Genomic DNA, 18,094 nt, shown 5'->3' on the forward strand with positions numbered 1-18,094 from the left:
AGCCCTCCGACATCGCGGATGAGGCTTGATCCGGACGTGCCGGGTCTAGATGCTCAGCGCATCTCCGGGCGGATGACCTTGGTGCGCAGCACCGACTCGTTGAGTCGGAGCTGACGGTCCAGCTCGGCCACGGCCTCCGGCGACGCCTGGAGGTCGATGACGGCGTAGATGCCCTCGGCCTTCTTGTTGATCTCGTACGCGAGGCGCCGGCGGCCCCACACGTCGGTCTTCTCCACCGAGCCACCCGCGGTCCGGATCACGTTCAGGTACGTGTCGAGCGACGGGGCGACGGTGCGCTCCTCGAGGCTGGGGTCGAGGATCACCATGACTTCGTAATGACGCAAGACGTGCTCACCTCCTGTGGGCTAAGCGGCCACGGTCCTTCCGTGGCAGGAGGTCGTGCGTCGCTGCCCGCCCGGTGCCGGGGGAACCCGGCCGGACGCGGACAACCGGACCAGGATAGCCGGTCCGGACGATCATGCCCGGGCCGGTGGCCCGGACGCGGTGACAGGGGCCCACCGTCGGCGTCGCGCGCCGTGCGGTGGACCCCTGTCCACGGGGCCGCGGGGCGTCCCGTCCGCATTCCTTGGGTGGGACCTGGGGAGGAACGACCACACCGATGAGGTTGGATCGAGGACGCCCCGCGGAGCTTTATCGTGTTGTCACCTGGTCTGACCATACAGCGGCTCTCGTCACCACTTGGGGTAAATGGAGGAATTCGTCCATCTGGCTCCGGGTGGTGCCGGCGTACCGGCGGATCCCGCCCCGTCGTGCCGGGCCGCACGGCGGGGCGTCCCGTTACCGGGGGTCTCCGCTCGTCCGTCCGTGCTGTGGACCACGTCCGGCGGAGCGTCGACCATCGATCCCACCTCGGACAACGACCGCCGGGGCGGGTGGTGACGCGTCGGCCCGCCGGAACCCCCCGCGCGCGTGCGTACCGCGCGTCGCAGGCGAGACGTAGGCTGCCCTGCATGCGAATCGGAGCCCACGTCGATCCGACCGACCCGCTGGCCGAGGCGGCCGCCCGGGACGCCGAGGCGGTGCAGTTCTTCCTCGCCGACCCGCAGGGCTGGAAGGCCCCGAAGCCCCGGGAGGACGCCGAACGCCTCCGCTCCGCCGACGTCGACCTCTACGTCCACGCGCCGTATGTGATCAACGTGGCCACGCTCAACAACCGGATCCGCATCCCGAGCCGCAAGCTGCTCCTCGGTCACGCCACCGCCGCGGCGGCGGTCGGGGCCAGAGGGCTGATCGTGCACGGCGGCCACGTCAACGCCGGTGACGACCTGGCGGTCGGCTTCGACAACTGGCGCAAGACCTTCGCGTACGCGGCGGACTCCGGCGGCTTCCCGCTCCCGGTGCTGATCGAGAACACCGCCGGCGGGGACAACGCCTGCGCCCGGCACCTGGACGCGCTGGCCCGCCTCTGGGACGCGCTCGGCGACCACGAGGTCGGTTTCTGCCTCGACACCTGCCACGCGTACGCCGGCGGCGAGGAGCTGCTGGGCCTGGTCGACCGGGTCAAGGCGATCACCGGCCGGATCGACCTGATCCACGCCAACAACTCCAAGGGCGCCTTCAACTCGGGCCAGGACCGGCACGACAACCTGACCGGCGGCACCATCGACCCGGAGCTGCTGGTGGCGGTGATCCGGGCCGCCGGCGCACCGGTCATCGTGGAGACGCCCGGCGGTGTCGACGGGCAGGCGGCCGACATCGCGTTCCTGCGCGGCCAGCTGGGTGCCACGGCATGACCACCGAGCAGTCCGGCGCCACCGGCCGGTCCGACGCCGACCCGCGACCGGCGCCGGAGGAGACCGAGGCGGAGAAGCCGCCTGCGACCGCCGACGCGCCGCACGAGGCCGGTGCCACCGACGACGCCACCGCCAAGGCCGACGGCACCGGCGACCACGCCCCGGGCACCGACGACGCCGAGGACGGGGACCGTGACGACAAGCCGGCCGATCCCTTCTCGGCGTTCGGGCCGGCGCCCGAGCCGGTGTTCGGCCGGGTGCGCCGCGCCACCCGCGCGGTGGGTCGGTTCCTGGTGCACGAGTGGACGCTCGCCGCCGTCGCCGCGCTGGCGTTGGCCGTGGCGATGACCTGGCCCACGCTGCGCTACCCGCGCTACACGCTGCCGCAGGACTACTGGGACCCGAGCCTGCAGGCGTGGCAGATGGCGTGGTCCGGGCACATTCTGCGCACCGACCCGGCGATGCTGTGGCACTCCAACGCGTTCTTCCCGGAGAACTGGAGCTTCGCGTTCTCCGACACCCTGCTCGGCTACGCCCCGGCGGGCCTGATCGGGGTCGGCCCGGAGCACGCCGTGCTCCGCTACAACATCATGTTCGTGCTGGCGCACGCGCTCGCCGCGTTCGGGGCGTACGCGTTGGCGCGGCAGCTCGGCGCGGGCCGGATCGGCGGCGCGGTGGCCGGGGCGGGCTTCGCGTACGCGCCGTGGCTGCTGGCCCAGGCGGGCCACCTGCACATCATCTCCAACGGCGGCATCCCGCTGGCGCTGGCCATGTTGGCCCGGGGGCACGGCTGGTCGCTGCGGTACGGCTACCGGCCGCGTCGCCGGCACGCGGGGTGGGCGTTCGCCGGCTGGCTGGTGGCCGCCTGGCAGCTCAGCCTGGGCTTCGGCATCGGGTTGCCGTTCGCCTACCTGCTGGCCGGTGTCGTGCTGGTCGCGGCGGTGCTGTGGTTCGTCCGGCGGCGCCGGGTGAAGCGTCCGTTCGGTCGGCGGCTGTTCCTGGCCGACCTGTTCGGCGGGCTGGTCTTCGCGGTGGTGGGCGGGTTGCTGGCGATCCCGTTCTTCAAGGTCGCCGAGCTGCACCCGAACGCGGCGCGCACGCTCGCCGAGATCCAGCTCTACTCGCCGCCGGCCAGCGGGTTCTTCACCGCGCCGGCCGAGTCCCGGGTCTGGGGCGAGCTGCACGAGGGGGCCCGGGCCGTGCTGCCCTGGAGCCCGGAGATGACGCTGCTGCCCGGCTTCGTGCTCTACGCGCTGGCCGCCGGTGGGCTGTTCTTCTCGGTCTGGCGGGTCCGGCACCGGCTGTTCCTGCTCGCCGGGGTGCTGGTGACGATGGCGCTGGGCATGGGCACCCGGTTCCTCGGCGGCCGGTTCACCTACGTGCCGCTCTTCGACTACCTGCCGGGGTGGAACGGGCTGCGCACGCCGGGCCGGATGATGCTGTGGACCACCCTGCTCCTCGGTCTGCTCGCGGCCGGCGCGGTCACCGCGTTCTGCATGCGGGTGCGCGAGTTGGCCGCCGAGCGGGTCCCGCCGTGGCCCGGCCCGTGGCTGCGGCTGGCCACGCTGGTGCCGCTGCTGCTGGTGCTGGCGGAGGGGCTGAACGTCACCCCGCACCCGGTGGTGCCGCAGCAGCCGGCGGTGATGCGGGTCGTCGACGGCCCGATGCTGGTGCTGCCGAGCAGCCAGAACCTGGACCAGCCGGTGATGCTCTGGTCGACCGACCGGTTCCAACCGATGGTCAACGGCGGCAGTGGTTTCACCCCGAACTCGCAGACCCAGATCCGCGAGGCCACGGTCAGCTTCCCCGACTTCGCCAGCATCGACTACCTGCGGCGGGTCGGGGTGAAGACCGTGGTGGTGCTCCCCGAGCGGCTCGGCGGCACCCCGTGGGAGGGGATGCTCGACCGGCCGGTCGAGGGGCTGGGCGTGAGTCGGGAGCAGGTCGCCGGGGCGGTGGTCTACCGGCTGTAGCGCCGGCCGGCTCCGCTCAGACGGGGACGGGTTCGACGGGGCGGTCGACCGCGCCCGAGCGCCAGCGTTGGTGCCAGGGCGCGTCGGGCGCGCCGTCGAGCAGCCCGCCGTCCGGGTCGTCGGCGTAGGTCTGGCGGACCGCGTCCCGCTCGGGCCGCAGGATGTCCCGGATCACGAAGCCGCAGAGCACCGCCACGGTGATCAGGCGCAGGCTGGACGCCAGCACGAAGACGCCCTCGGGGAAGACCGGCCGGGACGTGGCGGTGCCGAGCAGTTCGCCGTAGAACGCGGCGAAGTAGCAGACCTCGGCGAACTGCCAGGCCAGGAACGCGCCCCAGCGGGGCCGGGCGAGCACCGCGAGCGGCAGCAGCCAGAGCACGAACTGCTGCGACCAGACCTTGCTGAAGATGAGGAACACGGCGACCACCAGGAAGGCGAGCTGCGCCAGCCGGGGCCGGCGCGGGGCGAGCAGCGCCAGCGCGGCGACGCCGAGGCAGGCCGCCCCGAACAGCAGGTACGACACCCAGTTGAGGGTGGAGATGTTCGCGTTGAGCCACTCGAACGGCCCGAGTTCGCCGGGCGCGGAGGGGCTGATCCGGCCGTCGAGGTAGCGGCCGATGTACCAGAGCGTGCCCCAGTCGATGGGGCGGGTGGTGTTGAGGTCGAAGAAGCGTTCCCAATTCTCCCGGTAGGGGATGGCCACCGGCAGGTTCACCGCGACCAGCGCGACCAGCGCGGAGCCGGTCGCGACGAGCCCGGCCAGCAGCCGGCCGGCCCGCGCGCAGAGGACGAGGATCGGCCCGAGGAGGAACAGCGGCCACATCTTCGCCGCGCCGCCGAGCCCCATCAGCACCCCGGCCACCCCGGGCAGCAGCATGCCGTACCGGTCGGGTCGGGTGCGCGCCCAGGCCAGCAGCCCGAACGCGGCCAGGCCGACGGCGAGCAGGTCCCAGTTGACGGTGGCGGTGAGCACCAGGGCCGGGGAGAGCGCGAACAGCGCCGCGTCCCAGGGTCGTCGCCGACGCAGGTTGAGGATGACCGCGACGGTGGCGACGGCGAGCGCGCCGAGCACCAGCGCGGTCAGGTTGTAGAACCACTGCCCCTGGTTCATGCCCGGGTTGTCGACGCCGACGGCGTGCACCGGCAGGCCGATCGCCCCCATGAAGTAGCCGGTCAGCACCGGATATTCCACCGGGTGGTCGGCGTAGGGCACCTTGCCCTCGTTGAGCCCCTCGGCGTAGTAGAGCGCCAGCACGTCGGTGTAGCACATCCGGGTGTACTGGACGTTGTTCTGCCAGGCGCCGTCCTGGCACGGCGACTTCTGCACCCAGTGCAGGGCGAGCGTCAGGCAGACCAGCGCCAGCACGATCCGCGCGGCGGTCCAGAACCGACCCTCCCGGCCGGCGGGCCGGTCCAGCACGGCGGCGTGGTCACCCAGCGGCCCACCGATCAGACCGGACGTGCCCCGGACGAACCAGTCCGACCGGGACGGGTGGTCCACGGCCGTTGCGGGTCGTGGCACGGCCCCGGACTCGCCGGGCTCGTCGATGCCTGCGGGCGACTGGGTGCTCATGGAGAGGCATCCTGCCGTACGCCGGGGGTCGCCGTCCCGTCGCGCGCGGAGAAATTCCGGTCCGCGAAACGGCGGCGGCCGGACCGCTGGGGTCCGGCCGCCGCCGTCAGGTCGTACGCGTCAGTTGGTCTGTCGCGTCGGTGGTGTGCTCGGGAGCAACCCGCCACCACCGCCGCCACCGGGGAAGCCACCCCCACCGGGGTTGCCACCGCCGCCCTGGTCGCCGCCACCGCCCGGGTTGCCGCCGCCGGGGGTGCCCCCACCGGGGGTGCCACCGGGGCAGAACAGGCCCAGCGGGTCGCAGCCCGGGCCGCCGGGCTGACCCGGCTGGGTGGGCGGCGGCGGGGGCGCCTCGCCGTTGCCGGTGTCGTCCTTGCCGACGTTCGCCGCGGGCGGGAAGTCTTCCTTCTTCTCCCCCTTGAGCGCGGCGTTCATGAAGCGCTCGAAGATGTCACCGGGCATCTTGGCGCCGCTGATGCTCGTACCGTTCTTGTACTTGATCGCCTTACGGGCGCCCTTGTTGCCGACCCAGACGGCGGTGGCGAGTTGCGGCGTGTAGCCGATCATCCAGGCGTCGCCGTTGTCGGTGCTGCCGTCGCCGAGTTCCCAGGTGCCGGTCTTCTCGGCGGCCTTGCGTCCGTCGTCGAGCCGGTGGTTCACCTGCGCCGGGTACTGCTCCAGCACGGAGGTCACGTCGGCGACGATGTCCTTGTCGATCCGCCGCTGCCCCTTCAGCTTCTCGGCGCCGACCAGGTCCCACTTGCCGGTCACCGGATTCTGCTTCTCGACCTTCCGGATGAAGTGCGCCTTGTTGTAGATGCCCTGGTTGGCGAACGTGGCGACGCCGTTGGCGTGGTCGAGCACGGTGATCGGGTACTGGCCGTAGCCGATCACGTGGAAGAACGGGTTCGGGGCCAGGTCCTTCGGGTCGGCCTCGGTCAGGTCGTGGGCCTTGGCCGGGTTGGTGTCGGTCTGCCACATGGTGGTGACGCCGGCCTGCTTGGCCATGTCGAGCACCTTGTCCGGACCGATCTTCTCGGTGATGTAGTAGAACGGCACGTTCAGCGACTTGAGCGTGGACAGTTCGAGGGTGCAGGAGTCGCCGCAGGACACCTTGTCCGCGCCGGCGTTACTCACCTTGAACTTGGTGTCCTTCGGGGTGAACGCCGAGCCCTTCCACCGCGACTTGATCGAGATGCCGGCCTTCAGCGCCGCCGCCAGCGTGTAGATCTTGAAGCTCGAACCCGGCGAGTGGCCGCCGCTGACCACACCGTTCTCGACGTTCTTGCCGGCGTAGTCGGTGCCGGTGCCGTTGTCGCCGCCGTAGTAGGCGAGCACCCGACCGGTCTTCGGGTCGATCGACACCACGGCCGCCATCAGGTTCTCTCGTTGCCCGGAGAGTTCGGATCCCTTCCGGGCCCGCTGGGCCGCGTCGAGCGCCGCCTCCTGCATCTTCCGGTCGATCGTGGTGGTGATCTTGTAACCGCCACGGCTGAGCGCCTTGGAGCAGAGCGGCTTGGCGTCGGTCGCCTCGGCCTCGTTGTCGGTGCACAGGTTCATCTCGCGCAGCTCCTGCGAGACGTAGTTGACGACGTTGCCGTACGGCGTGTCGATGCCGAAGCCACCGGCGCTGTTCTTGGTCGGCTTCTGCAGCGACTTGGTCGGATACTCGGTGGGGTGCTCCGGCATGTTCGGCGCGTCCAGCCACTTCTCACTGATCATGCCGTTGATGACGTAGTTCCACCGGTCCAGCGCGGCCTGCGGGTTGATCGCCGGGTCGTAACCCTGGTGCGAGGCGCTCGGCTCGGGCTGCTTGATCAGCGCCGCCAGCACCGCGCCCTCGGCCACCGTCAGGCTCTTGACGTCCTTGCCGAAGTACGTCCGGGCCGCCGACTGGATGCCGTAGGCGCCGCGGCCGAAGTAGATGACGTTCAGGTAGTGCTGCATGATCGTCGGCTTGTCGTAGCGGTCGTTCAGCTTGGAGGCGAGGATCGCCTCCTTGACCTTCCGGCCGTACGTGTCCTGGTTCAGGTTGTCGAACGCGTTGCGCGCGTACTGCTGGGTGATCGTCGAGGCGCCCTGCTTGTCGCCGCCGGTGAGGTTGTTCCAGGCGGCCCGGGTGATGCCCTTGTAGTCCACGCCGGAGTGCCGGTAGAAGTTCCGGTCCTCGGCCGCGGCGACCGCGTGCTGGACGTGCTCCGGGATCTGGTCGATGGTGACCAGCTGGCGGTTCTGGTCGCCGATCCGGGCGATGGGCGACTTGCCGCTCGAGTCGTAGATGGTGGTCGACAGCGGCGGGATGGTGTCCTGCGGGAGCGGCACTCCCTGCGAGTACCAGGTGAAGCTGACCACGCCGATGCCGGCGAGCATGATGAACACCGCGAAGCCGGCGATCAGGATGTTGATCCGCCGCCGCTTCTTCGCCTGCGCCGGGTCACCACCGCGGCCGCCCCGGCCGGAGCGGCCGGGGCCGTTCGGTCCACCCGGGCCACCGGGCCCGACCGGGCCACCGCCGGAGAAGCCGGACACCGGGGCCCGGCCGCCGATCGACGCCGCCCCGACACTCGCCCGCCCGGCGCCGCCGACGCTCGCCGCGCCCACCGAGGCGCGGCCGGCCGGACCGGCCGGGGAGATCGGCACGGACGCCCGGCCCGCGCGCCCGGGCGCGCCGGGAGCCGGCGAGACCGGCACCGAGGCCCGGCCCGCGCCGGCCCGGCCCACCGAGGCCGAGCCCGAGGCACCACGCGGTGCCGGCGCGGCACCACCGACCGAGGCCCGGCCGCCGGTGCCGCGCGGTGTCACCGAGGCGCGCGCCGAGGCGCCACCCTCCGGTGCGCCGGACCAACCGTTCCCGCGCGGACTCCGCTCGGAACCGGGGTCGCCGTTCGGGCCCGGGATCTGGGCCCGCCCACGCGAAGAACTGGGATCGCCGTAGTTCATTCCTCACACCCTGCCGGTCGCGGTGGGGCGCGGGGGCGCCACCACCGGGTTGCCGTGAGCTGGAACACGGGACGTTACCTGCCGGCCGTGCCAGCGTACGCCCGTCAAATCCGACCTAATCGGACCAATTACGCTTAATGGCTGTCGCTCGTGCCGCCCGGTCACCGGGCCGGCAGCGGTCGGGACAGCCGCGTTCACCGTTGCGCCTCTCGCCTTCGCCGAGGGGTGGAGCCGTTGGCCGCGACCGACTCGCCCGCGTCCTCCGCCTCGCCCGCGAGACCGTCCCGGCCGAGCAGGAACTGCTCGACGAGATGGTTCCAGTCGCAGCCGGGGCACACCTCCACCACGAACACCTGGAACTCACGCAGCGTCATGGCCAGGACGGGCAACTCAGCCCGGGTACGCGCCTGGCCGGCCGACTGCTTGAGTTCGTCACCGTAAATGTAGTGGACGTGGATCAGGTTCTCGCTGCGGCAGATCGGGCAGCGGTGGTCGGTCGGCTCACCGTGGAAGCGGGCGGCGTTCTTCAGGTACGGCGAGGCGTCGCAGACGTCGTACGTGCCGATCCGCCCGGCGAGGAGCTCACGCAGCACCGCCCGCTTCTGGAGCGAGTAGTCGACGACCTGGCGCTGCGTACGCATGCGGCAAAGGGTACGCGCTCCGGCTAACCGAGGCGACCATGGTCACCATCGGTGACGGCGATGTCGCGTAACCCGGGGTTTGCCCTGCCCACCCCTCTCCGCTACCGTGCGATGTATCGGTCCGATACATCGCGGTGGTTAGCGCTCCGCGCAGGGGGAAAGAAGGGATGGCCCGTGCTCGAATTCGCCATCCTGGGCCTCCTCCAGGAGGCTCCGATGCACGGCTACGAGCTGCGCAAGGAGTTGACCGCCAAACTCGGCGCCATCCGGGCGGCGATCAGCTACGGCACGCTATACCCGACCCTGCGCCGGCTGCAGGCGGCGGGATGGATCACCGAAGCCGCCGAGACACCCGCGACCGCCGAGGAGGTTCCCGCGCTGACCAGCCGACGCGGTCGGGTGGTCTACACCATTACCGCGGAGGGCAAGGAACGCTTCGCCCAGCTCATAGCGCAGGCTGGACCCGAGACGTACGACGACACGGGCTTCGGCGTGCACTTCGCGTTCTTCGCCCGGACCGACCAGGCCACCCGGCTCCGGATCCTGGAAGGTCGTCGTCGAAAGATCGAGGAACGCCGCGAAGGTCTTCGCGACGTGCTCGGCCGGGCAGCCGAGCGTCTCGACGCGTACACCCTGGAACTGCAACGCCACGGGCTCGACGCCTGTGAGCGTGAGGTCCGCTGGCTGGAGGAGCTCATCGCCAACGAGCGCTCCGGCCGGGCCCCGACCGCCCCGCGACCCGGGACGACCGGTGGCCGAGGAGACAACGACAGCCCGCCCACGCCTGGCACGTCCAGGTCAGAGCGGCCGTGATGAAGAAGAAGGAGGCAGACGCTATGGGCTCCGTCCGCGTCGCCATCGTCGGTGTGGGTAACTGCGCCTCGTCCCTCGTACAGGGCGTGGAGTACTACCGGAACGCCGACCCGAACGACCGCGTCCCGGGTCTCATGCACGTCACCTTCGGCGACTACCACGTCTCCGACGTGAAGTTCGTCGCGGCGTTCGACGTGGACGCCAAGAAGGTGGGCATGGACCTCGCGGAGGCGATCGTCGCCAGCGAGAACAACACGATCAAGCTCTGCGACGTCCCGCCGACCGGCGTGACCGTGCAGCGCGGGCCGACCTTCGACGGTCTCGGCCAGTACTACCGGGAGATCGTCGAGGAGTCGGACGCCCAGCCGGTCGACGTGGCGCAGGCGCTGCGCGACGCGCAGGTCGACGTGGTCGTCTCCTACCTGCCGGTGGGCTCCGAGCAGGCCGACAAGTTCTACGCCCAGGCCGCGATCGACGCCGGCTGCGCGTTCGTGAACGCCCTGCCGGTCTTCATCGCCTCCGACCCGGAGTGGGCGCAGAAGTTCACCGACGCCGGCCTGCCGATCGTGGGTGACGACATCAAGAGCCAGGTCGGCGCCACCATCGTGCACCGCGCCCTGGCGAAGCTCTTCGAGGACCGCGGGGTCGAGCTGCTGCGCACGTACCAGCTCAACTTCGGCGGCAACATGGACTTCATGAACATGCTGGAGCGCAACCGCCTGGTCTCGAAGAAGATCTCGAAGACCCAGTCGGTCACCTCCCAGATCCCGCACGAGATGAGCAAGAGCGACGTGCACATCGGCCCGTCCGACCACGTGCCGTGGCTGGACGACCGCAAGTGGGCGTACATCCGCCTGGAGGGTCGTTCCTTCGGTGACACCCCGCTCAACGCGGAGCTGAAGCTCGAGGTGTGGGACTCGCCGAACTCGGCCGGTGTCATCATCGACGCCGTCCGGGCCGCGAAGATCGCGCTGGACCGGAAGATCGGTGGCCCGATCCTCTCCGCCTCGTCCTACTTCATGAAGTCCCCGCCGGAGCAGTACGCCGACCACGACGCGCACGCCGCCGTCGAGGCGTTCATCGCCGGCGAGGTCGAGCGCTGACGCGCTGAACGACACCGAGGGAAGGCCGGGTCCGCACGGACCCGGCCTTCCCTCTTCGGTACGTCAGGACCAGGCGCGCCGCAGCGCCGAGGCCGCCTCCAACTCCAGCAGCGTCACCTTGCGCGGCAGCCCGCCGCCGAAGCCGACCAGCTTGCCGCCCGCGCCGACGATCCGGTGACAGGGCACGATCACCGGCACCGGGTTGCGGTTGCACGCCACCCCGACCGCCCGCGACGCGCCCGGGTCGCCGAGCGCCCGGGCCACCTCGCCGTAGGTGGTCGTCTCGCCGTAGGGGATGCGGGTCATCTCCCGCCAGACCGCGCGCTCGAACTCCGAGCCCCGGGGCGCCGACACCGACACGCTGAACTCGGTCAGCTCACCGGCGAAGTAGGCCCGCAACTCGGCCACGGCCAGCCGGGCCAGGTCGTCGCCGGGCTCGTCGGCCGCCGACACCACCCGGCCGAAGTGCGCGCCGCGCACGGCGTCGTCGTCGGTCCCCACGGAGAACTCCCCGATCGGCGAGTCGAGCACGGTCCAGCGCATGCCACCCATTGTCGCGTGGCGGGCAAAGTTTTCCCCACCCCGGGCGTCGGAGAGACGGAGGTGGACGGTGGCGGAGGTCGACCGGGAGTTCACCGCGTTCGTCAGCGAGCGCGGAGCGGTCCTGCTGCGGGTCGCGTACGCGCTCGCCGGAAACCAGCACGCGGCGGAGGACCTGCTCCAGAACGCGCTGGCCAAGGCGTACGCCCGGTGGCCCCGGATCCGCGGCGACGCGGAGCCGTACGTGAAGCGGATCCTGTACCACGACCAGGTCTCCGGCTGGCGACGGCGGGCGCGACGGGCGGAGGTGCCGGTGCCGGAGCTGCCGGAGCGGCCGGCGGCCGGCGACGACAGCGACCTGCGACTGCTGCTGCGCGACGCGCTGCGCGCGCTGCCGCCACGCCAGCGCGCCGTGCTGACGCTGCGCTACCTGGAGGACCTGAGTGTCGAGCGGACCGCCGCGCTGCTCGGCTGCCGGCCCGGCACCGTGGCCAGCCAGAGCGCCAAGGCGCTGGCCCGGCTCCGGCACCTCGTGCCGGCGCTCGACGAGCTGGCCGACCGCTCGGAGGTGACCCGATGAACTCGCCGCTGGACGAGATGCTCCGCAGCGCCGTACGCGACCTCGCCGACGGCGCCGCGCCCGCGCCGGACCTGGCGTCGCGGGCGCTCGGTCGGGGCCGCCGGCTGCGCCGGCGCCGGCGCGTCGCGGCGGCCGCCGCCGCGCTGGTCGCCGTGGTGGCGGTGACCCTGCCGTTCGTGCTGCTGCGCCCCCGCACCGGCCCACCGCCGACCACGCCCACGACGCCGCAGGTCACCGTCACCCCCTCGCCCGCGCTCCGAGCCGTGCCCGGCGCGGACTGGGCGCAGCGGCCGCTGGTGCTGCCCGGCGACTGGGTGGTCACCCGAGCCCAGGTGGCGGGCGGCTCCGGTAGCGGACTCCTGCTCGACCGCGGACGCGGCCGATACTTCGCCACCGACCGCTACGACGGCATCTTCCCGGCGCCGACCGGTTCCCTCGTCGCGGTCCGGGACGACGACCGCCCCCGGGAGATCGGCCTGTTCGACCTGGCCACCGGACAGACCCGCTGGTACGAGGTCGGCCGCGCGCTGACCGCCCCACGCTGGTCCCCGGACGGACGGCGGCTGCTGTTCACCAGTCAGCAGGTCGACCACTTCGGTTTCGTCGTGCTCGACCTGGACGGCACGAAGAGGACGCATCCGGTGGGCCTGCTCGGCTGGCCGTGCGCCGACCGGTGCGAGTTCTCCTGGACGCGCGACGGTCGGGAGGTCGCCCTGACGCTGAGCAGGCAGAAGTCGGAGGCGTGGCCCCGGGACCTCGCCAAGGGTGTGCAGCTCCTGTCGGTCGACGACGGCCGACCCACCCGCCTGATCGACATGCCGGGCGGTCCGGTCGGTCCGGACGCCTGGTCACCGGACGGGAAGCTGGTGGTGGTCCAGGGCCGGCAGGAGCCGCTGCTGGTGGAGACGGCGACCGGCCGGGTGGTGAACCCGCTGCCCACCGCCGACGTCGCCTGGGTGACCGACGACCGGTTGCTCTACCGTCGGCCGCTCGGCGCGGGCGACTTCGTGCTCGCCGACACCACCGGCCGGGAACTGGTTCGCCAGCCGCTGCCGAAGCAACTGGTCGGTCTGGAGGTGACGATCGCACCGCGCTGAGCGGTCGATCGACGGAAGCTGGACGTTCGCTGCACGTAGTCGATGTTGCGCGACGTCGATACCGTGCAGGTCGTGGCCACGGGGACGCTCATCTTCCTGATCATCGGCGGAGCCGGGGTCGGCGTGCTGACGCTGGCCCTGCTCGGCTCGGGAGTGCTGCACCTGGGCCACCCGGACGTCGACGGCCCGGTGTCGCTGGAGGCGGTCGCCGGGTTCACCGGGGCGTTCGGGTTCGGCGCCGCGATCGTCAACGAGCTGCTCGGAGGGCGTACCTCCGGGATGATCGCGGTGGCGGCGGCCGGCGGCGCGCTCGCCGCCGTGCCCACCGCCTGGCTGGCGGCCCGGTTGAGCCGCGCGGCCCGCACCATGCGCACGGACCCCACCCCCACCCGCGACCACCTGGCCGGCGCGATCGGCCTGGTGGTCACGCCGATCCCGACCGGCGGTTACGGCGAGGTCCGGGTACGCCTCGCCGGGCAGCCGGTGAAGCTCAACGCCCGGGCCGACCGACCGATCCCGATCGGCGCCCGCATCTTCGTGGTCGAAGCGCTCAGCGAGACCAGCGTGCACGTCGAGACCTACTGATCCCTCAGCACAGACGGGAACCCCCATGCCCCTGCTCGTCGCCATCGGCGGCGCGGTCCTCCTCGCCGTCCTGCTCGTCCTCTTCGTGCTCTCCCGGATCAAGGTGGCCGGGCCGAACGAGGCCTTCATCGTCACCGGTCGCAAGGGCCGGACCACCCAGACCGCCGACGGCCAGCGCTCCACCGACATGTCCGGGCAGAAGGTCGTGCTCGGCGCCTCGGTCTTCGTCCTGCCGGTGGTGCAGAAGCTGCAGTCCCTCGACCTGTCCAGCCGGCGGATCGACGTCGGCATCCGGGGCGCGGTGAGCAAGCAGGGCATCCGCGCCGACCTGCACGGCGTCGCGATCGTCAAGGTCGGCGGCACCGAGGACGCGATCCGGGCCGCCGCGCAGCGGTTCCTGCACCAGCAGGACGAGATCGACAACTTCACCCGCGAGGTGCTGGCCGGCGCGCTGCGCTCGATCGTCGGTCGGCTCACCGTCGAGGAGGTCATCCGGGACCGGGCCGCGTTCGCCAGCGCGGTCGCCGAGGAGGCCGAGCACTCGATGACCAACCAGGGCCTGGTGCTGGACACGTTCCAGCTCCAGGACATCCTGGCCGAGGGCTCCTACCTGGCCGACCTGGGCCGGCCGGAGGCCGCCCGGGTGCTCAAGGACGCCGCCATCGCCGAGGCCCGGGCCCGCCAGGCCGCCGAGCAGGAGCGGCTGCTCGCCGAGGAGGCGATCGCCGAGGCGAACCGGAACCTGTCGCTCAAGCAGGCCGGCATCCAGGCCGAGATCGACGCGGCGAAGGCACGGTCGGCCGCGGCCGGGCCGCTCGCCCAGGCCGAGCGGGACCAGGCGATCCTCTCCGAGCAGCAGAAGGTGGCCGAGCGCAACGCCGAACTCAAGCAGCGCCAGCTCGACACCGAGGTGCGCAAGCCGGCCGACGCCCAGCGGTACAAGGTGGAGCAGGAGGCCGAGGCGGCCCGCAACGCGGCGGTGCTGCGCGCCGACGCCGAGCGGCAGGCCACCATCGCCGCCGCCCAGGCCGTCGCCGAGCAGTCCCGGCTGACCGGTGAGGGTGAGCGGGCCCGGCGCGCCGCGCTCGCCGAGGCGAACGCGATCGAGGGCGCCAAGGAAGGTGAGGCGGAGCAGCGCCGCCGGTCCGCGATCGCCGAGGCGGTCGAGCGGGAGGGCCAGGCCGAGGCCGCGGCCATCCTCGCCCGGGGCCAGGCGGAGGCCGACGCGATGGCCCGCAAGGCCGAGGCGTTCGCCGCGTACGGCGAGGCCGCGGTCCTGGACCTGCTGGTCAAGGTGCTGCCCGAGGTGGTCGGCGCGGCGAGCGCCCCGATCGGCGCGATCGACAAGATGACCGTCATCTCCACCGACGGCGCGTCGTCGCTGACCAAGTCGGTGGCCGGCAACGTCGCCCAGGGCCTCCAGCTCGGCAGCGACCTGACCGGCATCGACCTGGCCGGGCTGCTGGCGCGGCTGGGCAGCGCACACACCAACGGCAAGAACACCGTGGACGGCAGCACCGTCACCCCGTGACGACGACGGCGCCCGCCGGTTCCCCGAAGGGAGCCGGCGGGCGCCGTGTGGTGGTACGGGTCAGAGCACGCTGACGACGAACTTCTCGCCGGCGCCCAGACCGAGGGTCTCGCTCTCCCAGTCGATGACGCGGCCGGCGATGAGCTGGCTGGTGCCGGTGCTGCCCGCGGTGACCGCCTTGCCGTTGGCGTTGGCCCGCAGGTAGACCGAGCCGTCGGCGTTGTAGTCGAGGAAGTCGAACGCCTCCCACGGCCCGATCGAGGTGGAGCGGGCGATCAGCGGCTTCGCGCCGGCGCTCTCCGCCGCCACGAACTTGCCGTTGATCAGCGCCTTCAGGCCGAAGAAGCCGTCACCGACGCTGACCACCTCGTACTTCTCCCAGTCGCCCACGGTGGCCGAGCGGGCGATCAGCGGCTTCGCGCCGGCGCTCTCCGCCGTCACGAACTTGCCGTTGACGACCGCCTTGACACCGACGATCGGGGCCGGGGCGTCGAAGTCGAACTTCTCGGCGGTGCCGATGGTGGTCTTGCTGGCGATCAGCGGGGAGGTGGTGCTCGGCGCGGTGACGTACCGGCCGTTGACCGAGGCCTTGAGGCTGATCGTGCCGTCGATGTTGTCGACGATCTGGAACTTCTCCCAGGCGCCGATGGTGGCCGAGCGGGCGATCAGCGGCTTCGCGCCGGCGCTCTCCGCCGTCACGAACTTGTTGGTGACCCGGGCCCGCAGGCCGAACAGGCCTCCACCCGCGTCGACCACGTCGAACTTCTCCCAGGCGCCGATGGCGGTCCCGCGGGCGATCAGCGGCTTCGCCCCGGCGCTCTCGGCGACCACGTAGCGGCCGTTGACCCGGGCCTTGAGGGCGTACGAGCCGCGGGCCGTGGGGACCGTGCCGAGGTGCAGCAGCCGGTCGAGCGAGCCCATGGTGTCGTGCACCGCGCCGCCGATGCCGGTGGTGACGACGGAGTCGCGCACCTGCTTCGGCGTCCAGGTGGGGTGGTCCTCCAGCAGCAGCGCGGCGGCGCCCGCCACGTGCGGGGACGCCATCGAGGTGCCGCTCATGGACGTCGAGCCGGAGGTGGTGCCGGCCTTCGCCGAGACGATGCCCGCGCCCGGCGCGAACGTGTCCAGGCAGGGGCCGTAGTTGGAGAACCAGGCGCGCATGTCCAGCCGGTCGGTGGCGCCGACCGTGATGGCGGCCGGCACGTTCGCCGGCGAGGAGCCGCAGGCGTCGGTCCAGCTGTTGCCGGCCGCCACCGCGTAGGTGATGCCGGAGGCGATGGAGCGGGCCACCGCGTCGTCGAGCGCCGGGTCGTTGTCACCACCGAGGCTCATGTTCGCCACGGACGGGCCGCTGGCGTGACCGGTGACCCAGTCGATGCCGGCGATCACGCCCTCGGTGGTGCCGTTGCCCTCACAGTCGAGCACCCGGACGGCGACGAGCTTGACCTTCTTGGCCACGCCGTAGGTGGTGCCGCCGATGGTGCCGGCCACGTGCGTGCCGTGCCCGTCGCAGTCCTGCGCGACGTCGTCCTGGTCCACGGCGTCGTAGCCGTTGCTGGCCCGCCCGCCGAAGTCCTGGTGGTCGATGTCGATGCCGGTGTCGATGACGTACGCGGTCACCCCGGCGCCGGTCGACGAGTAGGTGTACTTGCCGTCGGTCTTGGCCTTGAGCTGGTCGAGGCGGTCCAGGCCCCACGGCGGGGTGGTCTGGGTGTCGGTGGCCGTGTAGCGCTGGACCTGCTGCACGTACGCGACGTCCGGGTCGGCGGCGAGGCGCTCGGCCTGCCGGCGGTCCATGGCGGCCGAGTAGCCGTGCAGCGCCTTGCCGAAGACCCGGCGGACGGAGCCGCCGTGCTCCCCGGCGAGCGCCGACGCGGCGGACTTCACCTTGGCCGGCGTGGCCTTGCCGTCCTTCAGGACGACGATGTAGCGGCCGGGCACGGCGCCGGGCGTGTCGGCGCCCCGGACCGGGGCCCGCTTCGCGTCGGCCGGGTCGGCCGAGGCGGTGCCGCCGGTGGCGGCGCAGATGATCGAGGTGGCGGAGGTGAGGGCGAGCCCCACCAGCGCGGAGCGGCGCAGCGCGCCGGAACGTGACACCGAATTGTCTCCCCGTGTCCAGCGACCGTCCGGATCGGACGGGCGGATGTGATCAGGACAGCCGCGCCCGTCGATCCGGGGGGCTGGTGATGACCAACATCATGCGGGAGACATCGACCGGAACGCGTCAACCGTTCGGTCGACACGCCGGCGTATCGTCGTCGTTTCTCCGCCGGAGGGTCAGCCGACGATGCCCTCGGCGCGTGCCCACCGCAGCAGCTCCGCCTCCGCCTCGTCACGGTCCAGCGGCCCGCGCTCCAGGCGCAGCTCCTTCAGGTGCTGCCAGGCCCGGCCGACCACCGGCCCGGGCGGCACGCCGAGCAGCTCCATGATCGCGTTGCCGTCCAGGTCGGGCCGGACCCGGGCCAGGTCCTCCTCGGCGGCGATCCGGGCGATGCGCTCCTCCAGCGCGTCGTAGTCGGCGCGAGCTGGGCCGCCTTGCGCCGGTTTCGGGTGGTGCAGTCGGACCGGGTGAGCTTGTGCAGCGGGACAGCAGGTCACCGGCGTCGGTGACGTAACGGCGCACCGCCGAGTCGGTCCACTCGCCCCGGCCGTAGCCGTAGAAGCGCAGGTGCAGCCCGACCAGCTTGACCACCTGGGAGGTGATCTCCTTGGAGTAGCGCATCGCTTTCATCCGGGCCTTGGTCAGCCGGGGCCGACCACCTCGTGGTGTGGAAGCTGACCCGGCCGTCCGAGCCGACCGCCTTGGTGGCCGGCTTGCCGACGTCGTGCATCAGCGCGGCCATCCGCAGCACGAAGTCGCAGCCGTCCTCCTCCAGCGACATGGCGTTGCTGACCACGGTGAGCGTGTGCTCGTAGACGTCCTTGTGCTGGGCGTGTTCGTCGATGGTGAGCTTCAGGCCGGTC

The 18,094-nt window shown here is 72.0% G+C and carries 14 protein-coding genes and 1 pseudogene; 8 read left to right on the forward strand and 7 right to left on the reverse strand.

The window, feature by feature from the left end:
• Positions 1–53: 53 nt before the first annotated feature.
• A complete protein-coding gene (gene rpsF / locus COO58_RS25435) occupies positions 54–344 on the reverse strand; it encodes a 30S ribosomal protein S6 (RefSeq protein ID WP_046563719.1) in 291 nt (96 codons plus the stop codon).
• A gap of 627 nt (positions 345–971) precedes the next feature.
• Here rpsF and COO58_RS25440 point away from each other — a divergent pair.
• Together COO58_RS25440 and COO58_RS25445 are read left to right on the forward strand one after the other, a co-directional pair.
• A complete protein-coding gene (locus COO58_RS25440; RefSeq protein ID WP_091567770.1) occupies positions 972–1,754 on the forward strand; it encodes a deoxyribonuclease IV in 783 nt (260 codons plus the stop codon).
• Positions 1,751–3,727, forward strand: a complete 1,977-nt coding sequence (locus COO58_RS25445; protein WP_091567766.1) for a hypothetical protein — start codon at positions 1,751–1,753, stop codon at positions 3,725–3,727. The genes COO58_RS25440 and COO58_RS25445 overlap by 4 nt, the downstream gene beginning before the upstream one ends.
• A gap of 16 nt (positions 3,728–3,743) precedes the next feature.
• On the opposite strand, the gene COO58_RS25450 is transcribed toward COO58_RS25445, so the two are convergent.
• The 3 genes from COO58_RS25450 to COO58_RS25460 all read right to left on the reverse strand — a co-directional run bounded on the left by COO58_RS25450 (position 3,744) and on the right by COO58_RS25460 (position 8,881).
• Positions 3,744–5,300, reverse strand: a complete 1,557-nt coding sequence (locus tag COO58_RS25450; protein WP_091567763.1) for a glycosyltransferase family 87 protein — start codon at positions 5,298–5,300, stop codon at positions 3,744–3,746.
• 120 nt (positions 5,301–5,420) lie between these two features.
• Positions 5,421–8,240, reverse strand: coding sequence for a transglycosylase domain-containing protein (locus tag COO58_RS25455; protein WP_091567760.1), 2,820 nt, complete (start codon positions 8,238–8,240; stop codon positions 5,421–5,423).
• Between the two features lie 194 nt (positions 8,241–8,434).
• Positions 8,435–8,881, reverse strand: a complete 447-nt coding sequence (locus COO58_RS25460) for a DUF5318 domain-containing protein (RefSeq protein WP_091567755.1) — start codon at positions 8,879–8,881, stop codon at positions 8,435–8,437.
• A gap of 174 nt (positions 8,882–9,055) precedes the next feature.
• Here COO58_RS25460 and COO58_RS25465 point away from each other — a divergent pair, with 174 nt between their 5' ends.
• Positions 9,056–9,694: a PadR family transcriptional regulator gene (locus COO58_RS25465; RefSeq protein ID WP_091567752.1), complete on the forward strand. Its 639-nt coding sequence runs from the start codon at positions 9,056–9,058 to the stop codon at positions 9,692–9,694.
• Positions 9,695–9,717: 23 nt separating this feature from the next.
• Positions 9,718–10,797: an inositol-3-phosphate synthase gene (locus COO58_RS25470; RefSeq protein ID WP_091567747.1), complete on the forward strand. Its 1,080-nt coding sequence runs from the start codon at positions 9,718–9,720 to the stop codon at positions 10,795–10,797.
• Between the two features lie 63 nt (positions 10,798–10,860).
• Here the strand turns inward: COO58_RS25470 and COO58_RS25475 are convergent, their stop codons facing one another.
• Positions 10,861–11,340 (reverse strand): methylated-DNA--[protein]-cysteine S-methyltransferase, encoded by a 480-nt coding sequence (locus COO58_RS25475; RefSeq protein WP_098744267.1) that lies wholly within the window; start codon positions 11,338–11,340, stop codon positions 10,861–10,863.
• A 67-nt stretch (positions 11,341–11,407) separates the two neighbouring features.
• On the opposite strand from COO58_RS25475, the gene COO58_RS25480 reads away from it, so the two are divergent.
• The 4 genes from COO58_RS25480 to COO58_RS25495 are packed head-to-tail and all read left to right on the forward strand — an operon-like array spanning position 11,408 to position 15,130.
• Positions 11,408–11,917 (forward strand): SigE family RNA polymerase sigma factor, encoded by a 510-nt coding sequence (locus tag COO58_RS25480; RefSeq protein WP_245666104.1) that lies wholly within the window; start codon positions 11,408–11,410, stop codon positions 11,915–11,917.
• Positions 11,914–13,014 (forward strand): PD40 domain-containing protein, encoded by a 1,101-nt coding sequence (locus tag COO58_RS25485; RefSeq protein ID WP_091567735.1) that lies wholly within the window; start codon positions 11,914–11,916, stop codon positions 13,012–13,014. Before COO58_RS25480 ends, COO58_RS25485 begins: the two co-directional genes overlap by 4 nt.
• 42 nt (positions 13,015–13,056) lie before the next feature.
• Positions 13,057–13,599 (forward strand): hypothetical protein, encoded by a 543-nt coding sequence (locus COO58_RS25490; protein WP_091567732.1) that lies wholly within the window; start codon positions 13,057–13,059, stop codon positions 13,597–13,599.
• Positions 13,600–13,624: 25 nt separating this feature from the next.
• A complete protein-coding gene (locus tag COO58_RS25495) occupies positions 13,625–15,130 on the forward strand; it encodes a flotillin family protein (protein WP_091567728.1) in 1,506 nt (501 codons plus the stop codon).
• A gap of 60 nt (positions 15,131–15,190) precedes the next feature.
• Here COO58_RS25495 and COO58_RS25500 read toward each other — a convergent pair whose 3' ends face one another.
• Positions 15,191–17,227 (reverse strand): S8 family serine peptidase, encoded by a 2,037-nt coding sequence (locus COO58_RS25500; RefSeq protein WP_098744266.1) that lies wholly within the window; start codon positions 17,225–17,227, stop codon positions 15,191–15,193.
• Positions 17,228–17,407: 180 nt separating this feature from the next.
• Positions 17,408–18,094 (reverse strand): annotated as a pseudogene (locus COO58_RS25505) (HDIG domain-containing metalloprotein); the annotation flags it as partial.

The sequence above is a fragment of the Micromonospora sp. WMMA1996 genome (assembly GCF_002573675.1).
Classification (GTDB): Bacteria; Actinomycetota; Actinomycetes; order Mycobacteriales; family Micromonosporaceae; genus Micromonospora; species Micromonospora sediminicola.

Excerpts from the sequence above, each read along its gene's own strand:
- COO58_RS25495 (WP_091567728.1), top strand. The coding sequence starts at position 13,625 with ATGCCCCTGCTCGTCGCCATCGGCGGCGCGGTCCTCCTCGCCGTCCTG.
- COO58_RS25490 (WP_091567732.1), top strand. The coding sequence starts at position 13,057 with ATGTTGCGCGACGTCGATACCGTGCAGGTCGTGGCCACGGGGACGCTC.
- COO58_RS25485 (WP_091567735.1), top strand. The coding sequence starts at position 11,914 with ATGAACTCGCCGCTGGACGAGATGCTCCGCAGCGCCGTACGCGACCTC.
- COO58_RS25475 (WP_098744267.1), bottom strand. The coding sequence starts at position 11,340 with ATGCGCTGGACCGTGCTCGACTCGCCGATCGGGGAGTTCTCCGTGGGG.
- COO58_RS25455 (WP_091567760.1), bottom strand. The coding sequence starts at position 8,240 with ATGAACTACGGCGATCCCAGTTCTTCGCGTGGGCGGGCCCAGATCCCG.
- COO58_RS25450 (WP_091567763.1), bottom strand. The coding sequence starts at position 5,300 with ATGAGCACCCAGTCGCCCGCAGGCATCGACGAGCCCGGCGAGTCCGGG.
- COO58_RS25440 (WP_091567770.1), top strand. The coding sequence starts at position 972 with ATGCGAATCGGAGCCCACGTCGATCCGACCGACCCGCTGGCCGAGGCG.
- COO58_RS25460 (WP_091567755.1), bottom strand. The coding sequence starts at position 8,881 with ATGCGTACGCAGCGCCAGGTCGTCGACTACTCGCTCCAGAAGCGGGCG.
- COO58_RS25470 (WP_091567747.1), top strand. The coding sequence starts at position 9,718 with ATGGGCTCCGTCCGCGTCGCCATCGTCGGTGTGGGTAACTGCGCCTCG.
- COO58_RS25445 (WP_091567766.1), top strand. The coding sequence starts at position 1,751 with ATGACCACCGAGCAGTCCGGCGCCACCGGCCGGTCCGACGCCGACCCG.